The sequence below is a fragment of the Pseudomonas sp. A-RE-19 genome (assembly GCF_019956555.1).
Taxonomy (GTDB): domain Bacteria; phylum Pseudomonadota; class Gammaproteobacteria; order Pseudomonadales; family Pseudomonadaceae; genus Aquipseudomonas.
In genome coordinates this window covers 1-15,124 of the sequence record NZ_JAHBDQ010000055.1, presented here as the reverse complement: position 1 = coordinate 15,124, position 15,124 = coordinate 1, and the positions used below count along the sequence as shown (strand labels likewise).

The following is a 15,124-nucleotide window of genomic DNA, read 5'->3' as shown; positions in this document are numbered from 1 at the left end:
TCAATGCGGCAAATCGCCCTCAGCAACAAGCCACTCAGAGGCATTCCCCGCCGCCTTCGCGCGCTGGAGCGCTGGGCCTCCAGTTTTCGTCACGAGTTTCACCCGCGCCCCAAGCAAATGGAACGCTACACACACTGGAAGATCCCGGTGCATGCAGCCCTGGTCGAAGGTCCTCAAGCCAGTATCGAAGTTCAAGCCTTCTGCCTTCAACAACTGCTCGAAGCCGCTAGCCACCTGTCCAACGCTGCTGACCACTCTCAGGGTTACTACCGCGTTGCTTGCCTGCTGGTGTGGCCATGGATTCATCAGAGTGAGGTCACCGTCTTCTATGACCGGGACTATTATCTGGGTTTTCTTGGTGAAACCAACGCTCTAATGACAGAGCGGATCAGTCAAGTTCTCGCGTTGCAGCCACCAGCGAATTTCATCGAACATGGGCATGACGTAACTCAACCTGACGATGAAGTCGCAGTACAGTGGTGGTGCATAGGGGAATCTGCTTGACGGCTTTGACGAGCAGGCTCGCTTCCACAGGGATTATGGTGAGCTGACAGGCATTACTTGCCGAGTGCGTGAATGTTCAATCTGTTCCTTTTCCAAAACTCCTTTCATACCTGTGCATAGGCCTTTTCAAAACTTTCAAAAGCTTGCTCGACCTTGTATCGAAGCATCAACGACGCGGAAAGCTTCACCATCGCTTCGAAAAGTATATGCCCTGATGGAATCTCACATTGATCAACGCATCGACCGGAATATTCGTCGGGTTCATACGCATAGACCTTGTAAAAAACACCTCGAGGCTCTCTACACAACCCGACAATGATGTGCGTAACAGAGCTTCCCCTACCAGTTGACTCAGGTGTTGTGGTGGCTGGCTTGAGTTTTTCGCGAGCTCGCTCCTACATTGCAGCGATGAGCTCACGGGGCGGCCCGCATTCTTTCGAGGCTGTCCGTCACTATAGCCAGGCAAAATGTTTAGAAGTCAGTTTTGAGTAAACAGGCAATTCACATTAGCGCTGAATCGCTTTGCATTTCAGTTCGAATCTCATTTAAACAAGCAGCACAAACCTGGCTTCAAGCTTGTGCAGCAACTCAAACGTATTCAAAAAAGGGACGTTAAGCTGCTCGCAAATATTAGGAATGATGAATTTTCGTCTTGCGTCGCGATTCAACCTTTCGTGAGTTACTAACGTCGCACCTGTCGTCAAAGCCTTTGCAATTAGCCAAGGGTCCGCACCCGCTAAGAACTCTTCCATGGCACCTATCTTCATTCTCGGCGCCTGATCTGCCACAAGCCCCGCCACTTGAGCGAATGCTTCTTGCGTAGAGTCATCGGTGGTGTTGTGGAAGAAACCAGCGTTCTCCTTCGCCCAATCAGCGAGTTCGTCATTCCCTTTGGTTAGCTCATCCATTACGGGGGCAATGCTAGATAAAGCCAACGCTTCATTTTTCAGCAATAACCATTGCCAAAAACCAGGACAGATAGTCATGCCGTAGTAGCGATTCTTCGCTTCGATCAGTGTGTTAGCGTCTAGTAAATAATTCATTCCGTGATCTTACTGGCGAGCGTCCTTAACTTGGCAGGTTGCACGCCGAGCAAGTGTCCAGCCTCGCGCAGCAGCATCCGGCCACTCATTGCTTCAGTCAGCACTGCCTTGCTTAGGCGAGGGCTGTTTTTCGCGGTGGCGTTACGGTAATAGTCACCCGCTCCACCTTTTTCATCCTGGAAAGCCTTGAGGGTCTTTAGATAGTAAGCGCTGTAATGAGCTTGGCTTATATATCCAAGATCCAATGCGCGGCGACCGATCGCCAATTTACTGATGTGAAACCGAGTGGCTAGCGGAGCTAAATTGTCCTCCCAGTTAACATCAGGGTTCCACAGGGCACGAAATTGGGCTTCGGGAGCCAGAAACTCACCTGCTACTGCATTGCAGAAGCGCTCCTCATCTCGACCATTGGCGGTATTTCCGTCAGACACTCCACTGCTACCAATCCAGATATGGGCCAGTTCGTGAAGTAAGGTGAACAGCCTGGCGGTGGGAGCATCGGAACTGTTGACGAATACAACGGGGGCGTGGGTATTACTGATGGCAAAACCCCGGAACTCGCTGACTTCAAGTTTTCGATGAGTATTTCCTAGAGCAATGCCACTGCGCATCACCAAAATGCCAGCCGCTTCTGCAGCCTCGATCAAGGCACGACTGTATTTGTCGTAATCCAATCGAGCAGCGTCAGGGTTTACGCCGAGCGTCCGGCGAATATTGTCCACCACCTCTGCGACTCGAGATCGGCTGTTGAAGCGGCCGACAAATGCCAGCGGCTGATGCTCCTGGTGTTGCAGATACTCCAGGTACCAGTCCTGCTTGCGCATGGAATCCCTGACGGTGTCCAACAATTCCAAGCTGGGACGGTGAGGCGCAATCCCACCCACGGTCCGAAGATCAGGTAAAGGCAGTTGTTCGACGGGCGGTTGCTGAAGAAACAGGAAGCCAAAAGGGATGTGAGCGAGACTCGCCCACTTCTGAGCCTGAAGGAATGTTGGTTTGGTCTCGCCAGCCTCCCATTCTTCTACTCGATCAGGTTTCACTGGCAGCTTTTTAGCAACCTGCTCAGTGGAGAGACCTGCACGCTCACGAGACCATGTGAGCAGGCTTGGATTGACTAAGGCAGCTTGGCTCATAGGGTCGCAGGCAGATCAGATGGGTCCAGCAAACGTTCGAGAGCATCCTTGGCAGCCGACTGACGCTGGTTCCAGTTATCTGGCATTGCCTTTCTCCTTGGCTGTTTAAGATCGGGTTGCAGCGACTACAGATTAGTCGAGAAGCAGAGCTACCGACGATAGGAGCGCGCGATTATGGGGTAAATCCGCAACGACCCGAAGCGCAAATATGTAACCTGCAGACAGATGGTATTGACCTGTTTCAATGCGTTTCATGACGCAAGTACCTCTCTCTTCAGCCCGCCGTCTCCTCATCACCCGAGTATCCGCAATGATTGGCCACATAGTCCCCAGCGCTCTCGAAGGTTGCAGGAAAAGGGGCTGCACGATACCCTTCCACCGTCGCTGCCAATTCAGCGACCGGGTGTGGAAACCCGTGTAATTCAAGGCGCAACAGCGCCCCCATCACGTTTGCCGGCGCTTTTTTTGTGCCTGCGGCGTGAGTTATGGCGGCTGTGCGTGGGACGTCTTCGGGCGTGCCGGTTTCCTTGATTCCCGGTTTTCCACCCTGCGCACAGCTGTCACCCATTCGTGTGGAAACGAACGTGGCAGCTCCTCATATCAAGGAGTCTGATAATGCGCAGCATGAATCCGTACAAATTTTGGCTGTTCCCTCAAGGCAGTTCCCAATCGAGTAACGCCTCACCATCCTCCCTCTCCCACCGCCTCTCCGTCATCGGAGGTGGCCAATGACCGAACAATCAGAACTCAAAACCATCGGCCTAACACCCGCCATCTACTGCGCGGATCAAGCCCTGTTCCATGTCACTAGCGGCGTTCCCCTCGGTGACGCGTTAGCCATGGCTTCTGACTTTCTGTTTCTCGCCAAAAAGCTGACCGAAGATGCTGCCTACGCCAAAGACACCGACCGCCACGCCTGGGCCGCGCATTATTTGACGGCGATGAGTAAGGCGGTGGTTGATGATGCGGTAAAGGTGCTTAGGCGGGATGGTTCTGATGCCAGTCGGTAAGGCATAAGGCCTGCGGGAGCCAACTGCTTGCGATGACGGCAGTGCACTCAGCATTGATGTTGGCTGACCTGGCGCTTTCGCGAGCAAGCCCGCTCCCACAGGGATTGCGCTTGACGGAAAGGCCTTGTTAGCCCCGAGATTGTCGGGGCTTTCGATCACTCAGCTCTCAGCAAATGCTGAGAAATCAGCGTCGAAATCTCCACCCTCGAAGTCCTGCCGGTGAATTCAAACTTCACCTTCCCCTACGATGAAAAACAACTCTCCAACTCGGAATCCAACCCACATCAAACAACAATGCCCTTCAGCCCAGAGCCATCATTTTGATATCTTGCCTCCATCGCCTCATCTCATCAAAGAAACCAAAGGCGGTTTCAGGGGCAGTGTTAACAAGGGAAAGGATTGAATGCAGCTAATCGGCATGTTGGTGTTCTTCGCTGCGACAGTGGGAATGTGGATTTGGGTGGTGAGGAACCGTGGCACCCTGAATCTGTGGCTCGCCAACCTGGCAGGTGCTGTGGGTAGTTTTATTGTCGGGATTGCGGTGCTGATTCTGTTCAACAGATGGTTTGTCCCCGGAGGAAACTCGGTACGGGGCGTTGTATTCATTTTCTATACGTTGATGGCGGTTTTAGGGGCCTTTGTCGGAACTTGGCTTTTGGTGATCGCTAGGTTCAATCAGTCTGAATCCCCCATCGTCCGTCATTTGATCGCCGGAGCGTGCAGTGTGTTGGCGGCACTGACCACGGTGGTGTTGTGGGCGATGATCCTTCCCGCCAAGTAATGTTTTGACACCCCGCTCATCGCGATCAAGGATTACCTGAAAAATACTCAGTGAGCGAACGCCCCGGGCTGTGCTCTTCTAGACTTAACAGGTAGTCGTAGACAGAATCGAACACGTCGCTTTGGTGCTGATGAATCAAAGGCAGCATGGCAAGCTGCCGGATATGCCCTGAAGAGGTGCGGCAAAGACCGTACCGGGCCCCACAAGATGCCCGCTCAGGGTGCCTGGCCAACGGCCTGAAAATGCCACGATACCGTGACGTGGTGTGACTGCCGCAGCCGACACTTTCGGACAACCGACAACCGCCTGGTTTGTCCGTGATCGTGAGGAATGCTGAATGCCTGATGAGATGTTGCACCTGCCTATGGTCAACAGCCTGCTGGAGCGCCACAAGCACTCCCCCGGCGCACTGTTGCCCATCCTTCATGAGATTCAGGAGGGCATCGGTTACATTCCCGATGCCGCCATCCCCGAGATTGCCCACGCGCTGAACCTGAGTCAGGCCGAGGTTCGCGGGGTGATCAGCTTCTACCATGACTTCCGCACCGCGCCTCCAGCCCGGCATATTCTGCGTCTGTGCCGCGCTGAGTCCTGCAAGAGTCGCGGCGCCGAGCAGCTTGCCGCGCAGTTGCGTGAACGCCTGCAACTGGATGATCACGGCAGCAGTGCCGACGGCAGCATCAGTCTGCGGCCGGTGTATTGCCTCGGTGCCTGCGCCTGTTCGCCGGCTCTTGAGCTGGATGGCCGGGTGCATGCGCGGCTCAGTGCTGAGCGTCTGGATGCATTGCTCGATGCTTGCCAGGAGGACGCATGATGCCGCGCCTCTATCTGCCCTGTGATTCTCTTGCCCGTGCCGTGGGTGCCGATGAAGTGGCTGTGGCCCTTGCCACTCAAGCTGCGGAACGCAATCTGGACTTGCAACGTACCAGTTCTCGCGGCCTGTACTGGCTGGAACCGCTGCTGGAAGTGGACAGCCCGCAAGGCCGTATCGGCTTCGGTCCGCTGACCGCGGCCGATGTGCCGTCGGTGCTCGATGCGCTGCAAGGCAAGTCGTCCGACCATCCGCTGGCCTTGGGTCTAGTGGAAGAGTTGCCTTATCTCAAGACTCAACAACGCCTGCTGTTCGCCCGTGCTGGCATTACCCAGCCGTTGTCCCTGGAGGATTACCGGGCTCACGGCGGCTTTGAGGGTTTGACCCAGGCCATCGCCCTGGGCGGCGAGCAGACCGCGACCGCAGTGTTCGATTCGGGTCTGCGTGGCCGTGGCGGCGCGGCCTTTCCGGCCGGGATCAAGTGGCGCACGGTGCGCGCTACCCAAGCAGCGCAAAAGTACATTGTGTGCAACGCCGACGAAGGCGACTCCGGCACTTTCGCCGACCGCATGTTGATGGAAGGCGACCCCTTCCTGCTGATCGAAGGCATGGCCATTGCCGGTATCACCGTCGGCGCCAGTTACGGCTACATCTACGTGCGCTCGGAATATCCGGATGCCGTGGCCACGCTGCGTGCAGCGTTGAACATCGCACGAGATGCCGGTTACCTCGGCGCCAATGTCGGCGGCAGCGGCCTGGCCTTCGATATGGAAGTGCGAGTCGGTGCTGGCGCTTATATCTGCGGTGAGGAAACCGCGCTGCTGGACTCTCTGGAAGGCAAGCGCGGGATCGTCCGCGCCAAACCGCCCATCCCTGCCTTGCAAGGGCTGTTCGGCCTGCCGACGCTGGTACACAACGTGCTGACCCTGGCCTCGGTGCCGCTGATTCTGGCCAAGGGCGCGCAGTTCTATCGCGATTACGGCATGGGCCGCTCCCTGGGCACGATGCCTTTCCAATTGGCGGGCAATATCCGTCACGGCGGGCTGGTGGAACGGGCCTTTGGCCTGACGCTGCGGGAACTGGTGGAAGACTACGGCGGCGGCACCGCCAGTGGTCGGCCGCTGAAAGCCGCACAGGTCGGTGGCCCGCTCGGTGCCTGGGTGCCACCGTCGCAATTCGACACGCCGCTGGATTACGAAGCCTTCGCCGCCATCGGCGCGATGCTCGGTCACGGTGGTGTGGTGGTGGCTGACGACAGCCTCGACATGGCCCACATGGCGCGCTTCGCCATGCAGTTCTGCGCCGAGGAATCCTGTGGCAAATGCACCCCATGCCGCATCGGCTCGACCCGGGGCGTGGAGGTGATCGACCGCCTGCTGGCCGCACCTGACCAGAACGGTCGCGATGAGCAGGTGATCATCCTCAAGGACCTGTGCGACACCCTGCAATACGGTTCGCTGTGCGCCTTGGGCGGCATGACTTCCTATCCGGTGGTCAGCGCCCTCAAGTACTTCCCCGCCGACTTCGGTCTGCAGTCCTCGGAGGCCGACCAATGATTACTCTCTTCGACCCGAAAACCGATATCGATTTAGGCACGCCAGCCCGCGAAAGTCAGGTGCAGGTCACCGTGAACATCGACGGCCGCAGCATCAGCGTGCCCGAAGGTACCTCGGTGATGCGCGCCGCCGCGCTGCTGGGCACCACCATTCCCAAATTGTGTGCCACCGACAGCCTGGAAGCCTTCGGCTCCTGCCGCATGTGCCTGGTGGAGATTGATGGCATGCGCGGCTACCCGGCGTCCTGCACCACGCCGGTCAGCGAAGGCATGAGCGTGCACACCCAAACACCGAAGCTCGCCACCCTGCGCCGTAATGTCATGGAGCTGTACATCTCCGATCACCCGCTGGACTGCCTGACCTGCTCGGCCAACGGCAACTGCGAGCTGCAAACCGTCGCTGGCCAGGTCGGCCTGCGGGAGGTGCGTTACGGCTATGAAGGCGACAACCATCTGGCCGACGTGAAGGACACTTCCAACCCCTACTTCGACTATGACCCGAGCAAGTGCATTGTCTGCAACCGCTGCGTGCGCGCCTGCGAAGAAACCCAGGGCACCTTTGCCCTGACCATTACCGGACGCGGTTTTGAATCCCGGGTCGCGGCCGCCGGTGGCGAGAACTTCCTCGACTCCGAATGCGTATCCTGCGGCGCCTGTGTGCAAGCCTGCCCCACCGCGACCCTGATGGAAAAAAGCGTGGTCGAACTGGGTCAGCCCGAACACAGCGTGATCACTACCTGTGCCTATTGCGGCGTGGGCTGCTCGTTCCGCGCCGAGATGAAAGGCGATCAGGTCGTACGCATGGTTCCAGACAAGAACGGCCAAGCCAACCACGGCCACTCTTGCGTCAAAGGGCGCTTTGCCTGGGGCTACGCCACCCACCCGGATCGCATCACCAAACCGATGATCCGCAAGCACATCAATGACCCTTGGCAGGAAGTCAGCTGGGATGAGGCGGTGACCTATGCCGCCAGCGAATTCCGCCGGCTGCAGCAAAAATATGGCCGCGACTCCATTGGTGGCATCACCTCCAGCCGCTGCACCAACGAAGAAACCTACCTGGTGCAAAAACTGATCCGTGCCGCCTTCGGCAACAACAACGTCGACACCTGTGCGCGGGTCTGCCACTCGCCGACCGGCTATGGCCTGAAACAAACCTTGGGCGAGTCCGCCGGCACCCAGAGTTTCGACTCGGTGATGCAGGCCGACGTGATCCTGGTGATGGGCGCCAACCCCAGCGACGCCCACCCGGTGTTCGCCTCCCAGCTCAAACGCCGCCTGCGTGAAGGCGCGCGACTGATCGTCATCGACCCACGACGCATTGATCTGGTGGACTCGGTGCATGCCCGCGCCGAAGTGCACCTGGCCCTGCGCCCGGGCACCAACGTCGCCATGCTCAACGCGCTGGCCCACGTCATCGTCACCGAAGGCCTGCTCAACCAGGCCTTTATCGACGCTCGTTGCGAGGACATTGATTTCGCCCACTGGCGCGAGTTCGTCAGCCGCGCGGAAAACTCGCCGGAAGTCCTTGCCGACGTCTGCGGCGTCAACCCTGCCGACATCCGCGCCGCCGCCCGTCTGTATGCCACCGGCGGCAACGCGGCGATCTACTACGGCCTGGGCGTCACCGAGCACAGCCAGGGCAGCACCGCTGTCATGGGCATCGCCAACCTGGCCATGGCCACTGGCAACATCGGCCGCGAAGGCGTGGGCGTGAACCCGCTGCGTGGGCAGAACAACGTTCAGGGCTCCTGCGACATGGGTTCCTTCCCCCACGAGCTGCCCGGCTACCGTCACATCTCCAACGAGGCGGTACGGGCGCAGTTCGAACGGGCGTGGAACGTCACCCTGCAACCCGACCCGGGCCTGCGCATCCCCAACATGTTCGAAGCAGCCCTGAGCGGCAGCTTTAAGGGCCTGTATTGCCAGGGCGAAGACATCGCCCAGAGCGACCCCAATACCCAACACGTCACCGCGGCCCTGTCGGCCATGGAATGCATCGTGGTGCAGGACATTTTCCTCAACGAAACCGCCAAGTTCGCCCACGTGTTCCTGCCGGGCAGCTCGTTCCTGGAAAAAGACGGCACCTTTACCAACGCCGAGCGGCGCATCTCCCGAGTGCGCAAGGTCATGGAGCCTCTGGGCGGCAAGGCCGACTGGGAAGGCACCGTGGCCCTGGCCAATGCGTTGGGCTACCCGATGAACTACAAACATCCGTCAGAAATCATGGACGAAATCGCCAGCCTGACGCCGACCTTCACCAACGTCAGCTACGCCGAACTGGATCGCCATGGCAGCCTGCAATGGCCGTGCAACGCCGCGGCACCGGACGGCACGCCGACCATGCACATCGAGGAGTTCGTGCGCGGCAAGGGGCGCTTCATGCTCACCGGCTACGTGCCCACGGAGGAAAAGGTCAACAGTCGTTATCCTCTTCTGCTGACCACCGGGCGCATCCTCAGCCAGTACAACGTCGGCGCCCAGACCCGGCGTACCGACAACGTCGCCTGGCACCACGAAGACCGCCTGGAAATCCACCCGACCGACGCCGAAAGCCGTGGTATCAACGAGGGTGATTGGGTCGGCATCGGCAGCCGCGCCGGACAGACCGTATTGCGCGCGCGGATCACCGAACGGGTAGCACCGGGCGTGGTGTACACCACCTTCCACTTCCCTGAATCGGGGGCCAACGTCATCACCACCGACAACTCCGACTGGGCCACCAACTGTCCGGAGTACAAGGTCACCGCCGTGGAAGTCAGCCGCGTCTACCACCCTTCCGAGTGGCAAAAACGCTACCAGGAATTCAGCGACGAACAACAACGACTGCTCGATGAGCGCCGCCAGGCACGCACCGCCGGAACAAAAGCCGAGGTACGCCGATGAGCACTGACAACCTGATCAAAATGGTCAACCAGATCGCCCAGTACTTCGCCAGCGAACCGGACCAGCAACAGGCCGTGCTCGGCGTGCGTAATCACCTGCAGATGTACTGGACGCCCGGCATGCGCAAGGAGTTGCTGGCCTGGCAGACCGAACATCAGGGGGCAGACTTGCACCCACTGGCGCAGGCAGCGGTCAGTGGGGCGGGCTGGGAGGCTTAGGTTTACACGATCCTTGGGGAGGATTGCCCCTTGGCTTGTTGACTGAAAACTGTGGCGAGGGAGCTTGCTCCCGTTGGACTGCGCAGTAGCCCCATTCTTTTTGAAGATAAGGGGGGGCCGCTTCGCGATCCAGCGGGAGCAAGCTCCCTCGCCGCATGTGAGCATGTATTGCGAGTTTTTCAGGACTAATGCACCGGCAACACCACCAACGCTTCCAACCCGCCCATCGACCGATTACGCAGGGTCAGCTCGCCTCCGTGTTCCAGCACAATCGCCCGCGCCGCCGATAACCCCAAGCCAACACCCCCGGTACTTTTATTGCGCGAGCCTTCCATGCGAAAGAACGGCGCGAATACTTGTTCAAGGCTGGCATCTGGAATACCCGGCCCACGGTCCAGTATTTTGATCCGCACCTCTCCAGCACTGGGAATCAGTTCAATCTCCGGCTCGCTACCGTACTTGATGGCGTTATCAAGCAAGTTGGTGATCACCCGTTTAAGCCCTAACGGTCGCCCGAAATACACCAACCGCAGCGGCCCGCTGAAGGCAATCTCGATGCGCTGATCACGATAATCATCGAGCAACGTTTGCAGCAGCTCCGCCAGATCAAACTGGGTCGCCGGTTCAAGCCGGGCATCATCTCGGAAGAACTCCAGCGCCGAGTTGATCATCGCCTGCATTTCATCCACGTCACGAAACAGCCGCTGCTGTTGCTCGGTATCTTCGATGAACTCACCACGCAGGCGCATCCGCGTCAGAGGGGCGCGCAGGTCGTGGGAGATGGCGGCAAGCATTTGCGTGCGGTCGCGGATGAAGTGCTGCAACTGGGCCTGCATGGCATTGAACGCGAGAATCGCCTGACGGATTTCGTGGGGACCGAGCGGTTCGATCGGCGGTGCGCGGAAGTCCACGCCGAAGCGGCGGGCGCCTTCGGTGAAGTGATGCAAAGGTGTGGCGAGGCGCCGGGTGGCGATCAGCGCGACCAGGGCGGTGGAGATCAGCACCAGCAGGATCACGATCAGGTAGCGTGGCGCTTCGTCGAGACCCCAACTGCGCGACGGCGCGGAGAACATCAGCCACGATGCGTCCGACAGCTCGATCAGCAGCGCGTAATGTGCATCCGCCGTGTGCTCCTTCCAGTCGGCCGGTTCATAGGCTTCGATGCGCCGGTCAGGGGCTCTGAGCATCGGCTGCAGGATGCTCGAACCGATGCCGGACTTCGGATCTTCCACGGTCGGCAGATTGAGATCGTGCCTATCAGGGTGCCAAGTGATCGTGAAGCCGCTCTCGTTGGCGGCTTGCGCCAATGAGGGGCGCAGGGGCGCCGGAGCGGCCTCGATGACGCGGGTGATGGCGGCGGCTTTTTCCAGCAAGCCGATTTCGGTCAGCGGCGGACGCGCCCAAACCCCGGCCAGTTGGATAAACAGCCCGTTTAGCGCCAGTGAAATGAGCATGGCCAGAATGATCGTCAATGCGATCCAGCGCGCCACCGTATCTTGCGGCCAGTCTCGGGCGCGAATCCGTTTGAGCCAGCTCATCGCCGCGTCACGCTGGGGGTAAACAGGTAACCGCCATTGCGCACGGTGCGAATCATTGCCGGGCGCTTGGTATCGGATTCGAGTTTGCGTCGCAAGCGGCTGACTTGAACGTCGATGCTGCGATCGAACGCCTCATGGCAATGCCCGCGTGCCAGGTCCAGCAACTGCTCCCGGGTGAGAATACGCTGCGGGTGTTCGACGAAGACCAGCAGCAGGTCAAACTCACCGGCCGAGAGCGGGATCATCACGTTGTCCGGCGAGCGCAGCTCACGGCGAGTGACGTCCAGGTGCCAGTCGGCGAAATCAATCAGCGGCCGTGGCCGTTCCTGCGGCACCGGACGGCGCTCGTCCACGCGCCGCAGCACGGCGCGCACTCGGGCCAGCAGTTCACGGGCGTCGAAGGGTTTGGTCAGATAATCATCGGCGCCCAGCTCCAGGCCGACCACCCGGTCACTGAGTTCGCCCATGGCCGTGAGCATGATCACCGGCATTGCATATCGAATCCGCAGTTGCTGACACAGGATCAGCCCGCTGTCGCCGGGCAACATCACGTCCAGAATGATCAGGTCCGGTGCCTGGCGCTCTATGGCCGCCCACAGCGACGCGCCGTCTGTGGCGACCTCGACACTGTAGCCGTGCTGCACGAAGAATTTTTTCAGTAGATCGAGGACTTCAAGGTCGTCGTCCACAATTAAAAGGCTGTTCACCGAAAGTCACTTAAGGGGGCGAATGGAGCCGCCATCTAAAACCATTCACGGCAGCGCGTCATTTATTTCAATCGTGCAACAAAACGTCATCGCCGCAATAAACCAGACATCTTCGCGCAAGGCACGGGGCTCAGTATCTCGGCGAATTCCTCCCGAGACTCATCCATGTTGCCTTTCAAGTGTGCTCCCTGGCTGGCCCGTAATACTTCGATTGCTGTGCTGACCGCAGGGTTGGCGGGTTGCAGCAGCCAGCCGCCGTCCACCACCAACGTGAGCTGCGCCGACGTCGCCTATGCGGTATACGACCCGGCGGAACCACTCAATCGCGGAGTCTTCGCGTTTAACCGGGTGCTCGACGACTACGCTCTGGCGCCGGTCGCTCGCGGCTATCGTTACATGCCGGATTTTTTCCAGACCGGTGTGCATAACTTTGTGGCGAACTTCGGTGAGCCCAAGGTCTTTATCAATGACCTGCTGCAAGGCAACCCGATGCGCTCGGCTAATACCATGGGGCGTTTCGTGCTCAACACCACGGTCGGGGTGGTGGGCTTGATCGACGTTTCCGGCATGGCCGGTATCCCGCGTCACGATGCGGACTTCGGCCAGACCTTCGGCGTGTGGGGCATCGGCAATGGTCCGATCGTCGAACTGCCGTTGTTCGGCACCTCCAACAGCCGCGACGCTGCCGGCCGCGTGCTCGGCTTTGTGGTCGATCCGTTCGGCAACAGCAGCGATACCGTGGACACGCTGTCCACTATCAGCACTGTCGGTGGCATCGTCGATGGTCGGGCAGAAGCCTTACCGTTGACCGACAGCCTGCAAAAACTGCCGGACTACTACAGCGCTCTGCGTAACGTGGTTGCCGAGCGTCGTGCCGCTTACGTAGCCGATGGCAAACAAGGCTCGCCAGAGCACACCACCCCACAGTGCACAGGAGCAGCGGCCGATGGGTTCTGAAAGCAATAGCCTGACTCTGCAGAAACGGGTAATCCAGCAAGACCCGGCCAATCTGCATTGTCGGGAAATCACCCTGCGCCTGTCAGCGGACTGTCGCCAACTGGTGCTCAGTCGCTACACCGAACACTACGGCCAGGCGGTGGTGCGCTGGATCGAGCGTAGCCATACGGTGTCAGTGGCAGAACTGTTGCGCTGGCTCGTGGCCAATGGCGAGGTGGAGGTCACGCAATCGGGTAGCCAGTCACTGTCTTGATTTCAGGGTGATGACAAGGAGGATGGAAGTCTTCCGATCGTCATCCCGCCCGAAGCCTACAGCGAAACAGAGACAGATCTGTTTCCTCTCGTACAGTTACTGCGGCCCTTACCAGCAATCAGGCTCGCACATAGACCCAGGCGCTGATGCCGGACTTGAGGGTCACACTGACGCGTTTGTAGTCCGCCACCTCGTATTCATCGGCCGCGACCAGCTCTTGGGCCGTGATCTCGAAAACAGTGCCGGCGATCTCGTCCCACAGGTCGCCACTCTCCTGAACGATGGGATGATGGGTTTTCCCACTAGCGGCCAACACTGCCGGATCGGTTATCTCGACCAGGTTCTGCTTGTAACCTGGCAGGCGGTCCAGGCGCCCTTTCAACTCGCGCCCGAAGGTGGACAGCTGGACTGCCTGATCCTGCAAGGTGCCGTAGGAAAACAGCAGAACCGGTTGCTCTGGTTGGCTTGGCATGAAGTTTCCTCGATCAGATAAGCAAGTCTTCGTAGAACGCTCCGAAAGGGCGCTCCGGGTGGGCGATCTGGATTTCCAGAATCCACAGGCCTGTCGTCGGGCATTTGTCTAAATCCCCGAGGTCGCCACCAAGGTGAATTGCATGAGGAAAATCGCTGACTCTGTGGCCTTTGATGTCCAGGTTGAGCTTCCACCCCATGGCTTGCGCCTGGTCGGCCGCATAGCGGTAAAGCTCCATGCCGCAAACCCGCTCACTACACCAAAAGCCTTCGACCCGATTGAAAAGCTCCCGGGCAGCTGCGGCACAGTCGATCATTTCCGGGTCGGACCCCGTGGTGAAAGTCGCCCCTGCATCACCTTCGTGCCCTTGCCAGACTGCGCCTATGTCGATGAAGAAAATGTCTTGGTCACCCAGTACAGGATCGCCATCGGAGCGCTGTTTGAACGTTTTGAGTGTGTTGGCTCCAAAGCGGATCAGCAATGGATGCCAGATTCGATCCATGCCCAGTTCGGACAAGATCTGCTTGCCTCGCAATTGGGCTTCGGACTCGCGCATGCCGGGAGAGATAACCTGGGCGATCTGTTCGATGGCCTTCCAGGCCATCTGCTGGGCATGGCGCATCGTTTCCAGCGTGTAACACTCGCCTACCGCCTCTTTGCCGCTCAAGGCCGTTGTCATCAGTCATTCCCTTTGTAAGAAAGCGCAGGCCATGCGCTATATATTTTTATACATTGCGATATTCAATAATAAAAATATAGCCATGACCCTAGCTTCAATTCATCGCCATGACGCCTGAGCAAGACTGTGACAGCCGGGAGCAGTCCGATGGTGCTGTACGAACTTTCCTGCGGACAAAACAAAACCCCTACCTGCATACGCAGATAGGGGTTTCGGAATTTAATCTTGACGATGACCTACTCTCACATGGGGAAACCCCACACTACCATCGGCGATGCATCGTTTCACTGCTGAGTTCGGGATGGGATCAGGTGGTTCCAATGCTCTATGGTCGTCAAGAAATTCGGGTACCGAACCGTCTTTCGACGCTTCAGCAAATTGGGTATGCGATAGTTTGTGTGTTTTACCCGAACTTTCGGTTCGTTTCGTCTTCACACACCGCAATCTGGTGCCTCTTCAGGTCAGCAAATTGCTTGGGTGTTATATGGTCAAGCCTCACGGGCAATTAGTATTGGTTAGCTCAACGCCTCACAGCGCTTACACACCCAACCTATCAACGTCGTAGTCTTCGACGGCC

General features: G+C 58.6%; 15 protein-coding genes, 2 rRNA genes and 1 pseudogene. 9 read left to right on the top strand and 9 right to left on the bottom strand.

Annotated features, from left to right (window positions below; all coding sequences use genetic code 11):
* Window positions 1-3 precede the first annotated feature (3 nt).
* Window positions 4-504, top strand: a complete 501-nt coding sequence (locus KGB14_RS23350; protein ID WP_223489006.1) for a DUF3916 domain-containing protein — start codon at window positions 4-6, stop codon at window positions 502-504.
* Window positions 505-1,049: 545 nt separating this feature from the next.
* On the opposite strand, the gene KGB14_RS23345 is transcribed toward KGB14_RS23350, so the two are convergent.
* Both KGB14_RS23345 and KGB14_RS23340 read right to left on the bottom strand, forming a co-directional pair.
* Window positions 1,050-1,547 carry a DUF4411 family protein gene (locus KGB14_RS23345; RefSeq protein WP_223489005.1) on the bottom strand — a complete coding sequence of 166 codons (498 nt, stop codon included), beginning with the start codon at window positions 1,545-1,547 and terminating at the stop codon, window positions 1,050-1,052.
* Window positions 1,544-2,680 carry an ImmA/IrrE family metallo-endopeptidase gene (locus tag KGB14_RS23340; RefSeq protein WP_223489004.1) on the bottom strand — a complete coding sequence of 379 codons (1,137 nt, stop codon included), beginning with the start codon at window positions 2,678-2,680 and terminating at the stop codon, window positions 1,544-1,546. The genes KGB14_RS23345 and KGB14_RS23340 overlap by 4 nt, the downstream gene beginning before the upstream one ends.
* Window positions 2,681-3,408: 728 nt before the next feature.
* On the opposite strand from KGB14_RS23340, the gene KGB14_RS23335 reads away from it, so the two are divergent.
* The gene (locus KGB14_RS23335; RefSeq protein WP_223489003.1) at window positions 3,409-3,690 is read left to right on the top strand and encodes a DUF3077 domain-containing protein; all 282 of its coding nucleotides are present in this window, start codon (window positions 3,409-3,411) and stop codon (window positions 3,688-3,690) included.
* A 155-nt stretch (window positions 3,691-3,845) separates the two neighbouring features.
* Here the strand turns inward: KGB14_RS23335 and KGB14_RS23330 are convergent.
* Window positions 3,846-3,968 (bottom strand): annotated as a pseudogene (locus KGB14_RS23330) (PH domain-containing protein); the annotation flags it as partial.
* 125 nt (window positions 3,969-4,093) lie between these two features.
* Between KGB14_RS23330 and KGB14_RS23325 the strand changes: the two are divergent.
* The 5 genes from KGB14_RS23325 (at window position 4,094) to KGB14_RS23305 (ending at window position 9,941) form a co-directional block, all read left to right on the top strand.
* Complete coding sequence (locus KGB14_RS23325; protein WP_223489002.1) at window positions 4,094-4,471, top strand: hypothetical protein; 378 nt, start codon at window positions 4,094-4,096, stop codon at window positions 4,469-4,471.
* A gap of 337 nt (window positions 4,472-4,808) precedes the next feature.
* Window positions 4,809-5,285, top strand: coding sequence for a formate dehydrogenase subunit gamma (locus KGB14_RS23320; RefSeq protein WP_223489001.1), 477 nt, complete (start codon window positions 4,809-4,811; stop codon window positions 5,283-5,285).
* Complete coding sequence (locus KGB14_RS23315) at window positions 5,282-6,838, top strand: formate dehydrogenase beta subunit (protein WP_223489000.1); 1,557 nt, start codon at window positions 5,282-5,284, stop codon at window positions 6,836-6,838. Before KGB14_RS23320 ends, KGB14_RS23315 begins: the two co-directional genes overlap by 4 nt.
* On the top strand, window positions 6,835-9,723 hold the full coding sequence (gene fdhF, locus KGB14_RS23310; RefSeq protein ID WP_223488999.1) for a formate dehydrogenase subunit alpha: 2,889 nt from the start codon (window positions 6,835-6,837) through the stop codon (window positions 9,721-9,723). The genes KGB14_RS23315 and fdhF overlap by 4 nt, the downstream gene beginning before the upstream one ends.
* Window positions 9,720-9,941 (top strand): formate dehydrogenase subunit delta, encoded by a 222-nt coding sequence (locus tag KGB14_RS23305; RefSeq protein WP_223488998.1) that lies wholly within the window; start codon window positions 9,720-9,722, stop codon window positions 9,939-9,941. The genes fdhF and KGB14_RS23305 overlap by 4 nt, the downstream gene beginning before the upstream one ends.
* A 185-nt stretch (window positions 9,942-10,126) precedes the next feature.
* Here KGB14_RS23305 and KGB14_RS23300 read toward each other — a convergent pair whose 3' ends face one another.
* Both KGB14_RS23300 and KGB14_RS23295 read right to left on the bottom strand, forming a co-directional pair.
* Window positions 10,127-11,479, bottom strand: a complete 1,353-nt coding sequence (locus KGB14_RS23300; RefSeq protein WP_223488997.1) for an ATP-binding protein — start codon at window positions 11,477-11,479, stop codon at window positions 10,127-10,129.
* The gene (locus KGB14_RS23295) at window positions 11,476-12,186 is read right to left on the bottom strand and encodes a response regulator (RefSeq protein ID WP_223488996.1); all 711 of its coding nucleotides are present in this window, start codon (window positions 12,184-12,186) and stop codon (window positions 11,476-11,478) included. The genes KGB14_RS23300 and KGB14_RS23295 overlap by 4 nt, the downstream gene beginning before the upstream one ends.
* 165 nt (window positions 12,187-12,351) lie before the next feature.
* Between KGB14_RS23295 and KGB14_RS23290 the strand changes: the two genes are divergently transcribed.
* Window positions 12,352-13,143 (top strand): VacJ family lipoprotein, encoded by a 792-nt coding sequence (locus KGB14_RS23290; RefSeq protein ID WP_223488995.1) that lies wholly within the window; start codon window positions 12,352-12,354, stop codon window positions 13,141-13,143.
* Window positions 13,133-13,396, top strand: coding sequence for a hypothetical protein (locus tag KGB14_RS23285; protein ID WP_223488994.1), 264 nt, complete (start codon window positions 13,133-13,135; stop codon window positions 13,394-13,396). Before KGB14_RS23290 ends, KGB14_RS23285 begins: the two co-directional genes overlap by 11 nt.
* Before the next feature lie 118 nt (window positions 13,397-13,514).
* On the opposite strand, the gene KGB14_RS23280 is transcribed toward KGB14_RS23285, so the two are convergent.
* The 4 genes from KGB14_RS23280 to KGB14_RS23265 all read right to left on the bottom strand — a co-directional run.
* Window positions 13,515-13,868: a gamma-glutamylcyclotransferase family protein gene (locus KGB14_RS23280; protein WP_223488993.1), complete on the bottom strand. Its 354-nt coding sequence runs from the start codon at window positions 13,866-13,868 to the stop codon at window positions 13,515-13,517.
* A 13-nt stretch (window positions 13,869-13,881) separates the two neighbouring features.
* Entirely contained in the window at window positions 13,882-14,547 is a 666-nt protein-coding gene (locus KGB14_RS23275) for a M24 family metallopeptidase (protein WP_223488992.1), read from the bottom strand.
* Between the two features lie 223 nt (window positions 14,548-14,770).
* Window positions 14,771-14,886, bottom strand: a 5S ribosomal RNA gene (gene rrf / locus KGB14_RS23270).
* A 145-nt stretch (window positions 14,887-15,031) separates the two neighbouring features.
* A 23S ribosomal RNA gene (locus KGB14_RS23265) occupies window positions 15,032-15,124 on the bottom strand; the annotation flags it as partial.

What these genes read in the sequence shown, in the direction of transcription:
- KGB14_RS23315 (WP_223489000.1), top strand. Translation starts at nt 5,282, where the DNA reads ATGATGCCGCGCCTCTATCTGCCCTGTGATTCTCTTGCCCGTGCCGTG.
- KGB14_RS23320 (WP_223489001.1), top strand. Translation starts at nt 4,809, where the DNA reads ATGCCTGATGAGATGTTGCACCTGCCTATGGTCAACAGCCTGCTGGAG.
- KGB14_RS23340 (WP_223489004.1), bottom strand. Translation starts at nt 2,680, where the DNA reads ATGAGCCAAGCTGCCTTAGTCAATCCAAGCCTGCTCACATGGTCTCGT.
- fdhF (WP_223488999.1), top strand. Translation starts at nt 6,835, where the DNA reads ATGATTACTCTCTTCGACCCGAAAACCGATATCGATTTAGGCACGCCA.
- KGB14_RS23325 (WP_223489002.1), top strand. Translation starts at nt 4,094, where the DNA reads ATGCAGCTAATCGGCATGTTGGTGTTCTTCGCTGCGACAGTGGGAATG.
- KGB14_RS23300 (WP_223488997.1), bottom strand. Translation starts at nt 11,479, where the DNA reads ATGAGCTGGCTCAAACGGATTCGCGCCCGAGACTGGCCGCAAGATACG.
- KGB14_RS23305 (WP_223488998.1), top strand. Translation starts at nt 9,720, where the DNA reads ATGAGCACTGACAACCTGATCAAAATGGTCAACCAGATCGCCCAGTAC.
- KGB14_RS23290 (WP_223488995.1), top strand. Translation starts at nt 12,352, where the DNA reads ATGTTGCCTTTCAAGTGTGCTCCCTGGCTGGCCCGTAATACTTCGATT.
- KGB14_RS23275 (WP_223488992.1), bottom strand. Translation starts at nt 14,547, where the DNA reads ATGACAACGGCCTTGAGCGGCAAAGAGGCGGTAGGCGAGTGTTACACG.
- KGB14_RS23350 (WP_223489006.1), top strand. Translation starts at nt 4, where the DNA reads ATGCGGCAAATCGCCCTCAGCAACAAGCCACTCAGAGGCATTCCCCGC.
- KGB14_RS23345 (WP_223489005.1), bottom strand. Translation starts at nt 1,547, where the DNA reads ATGAATTATTTACTAGACGCTAACACACTGATCGAAGCGAAGAATCGC.
- KGB14_RS23285 (WP_223488994.1), top strand. Translation starts at nt 13,133, where the DNA reads ATGGGTTCTGAAAGCAATAGCCTGACTCTGCAGAAACGGGTAATCCAG.
- KGB14_RS23335 (WP_223489003.1), top strand. Translation starts at nt 3,409, where the DNA reads ATGACCGAACAATCAGAACTCAAAACCATCGGCCTAACACCCGCCATC.
- KGB14_RS23280 (WP_223488993.1), bottom strand. Translation starts at nt 13,868, where the DNA reads ATGCCAAGCCAACCAGAGCAACCGGTTCTGCTGTTTTCCTACGGCACC.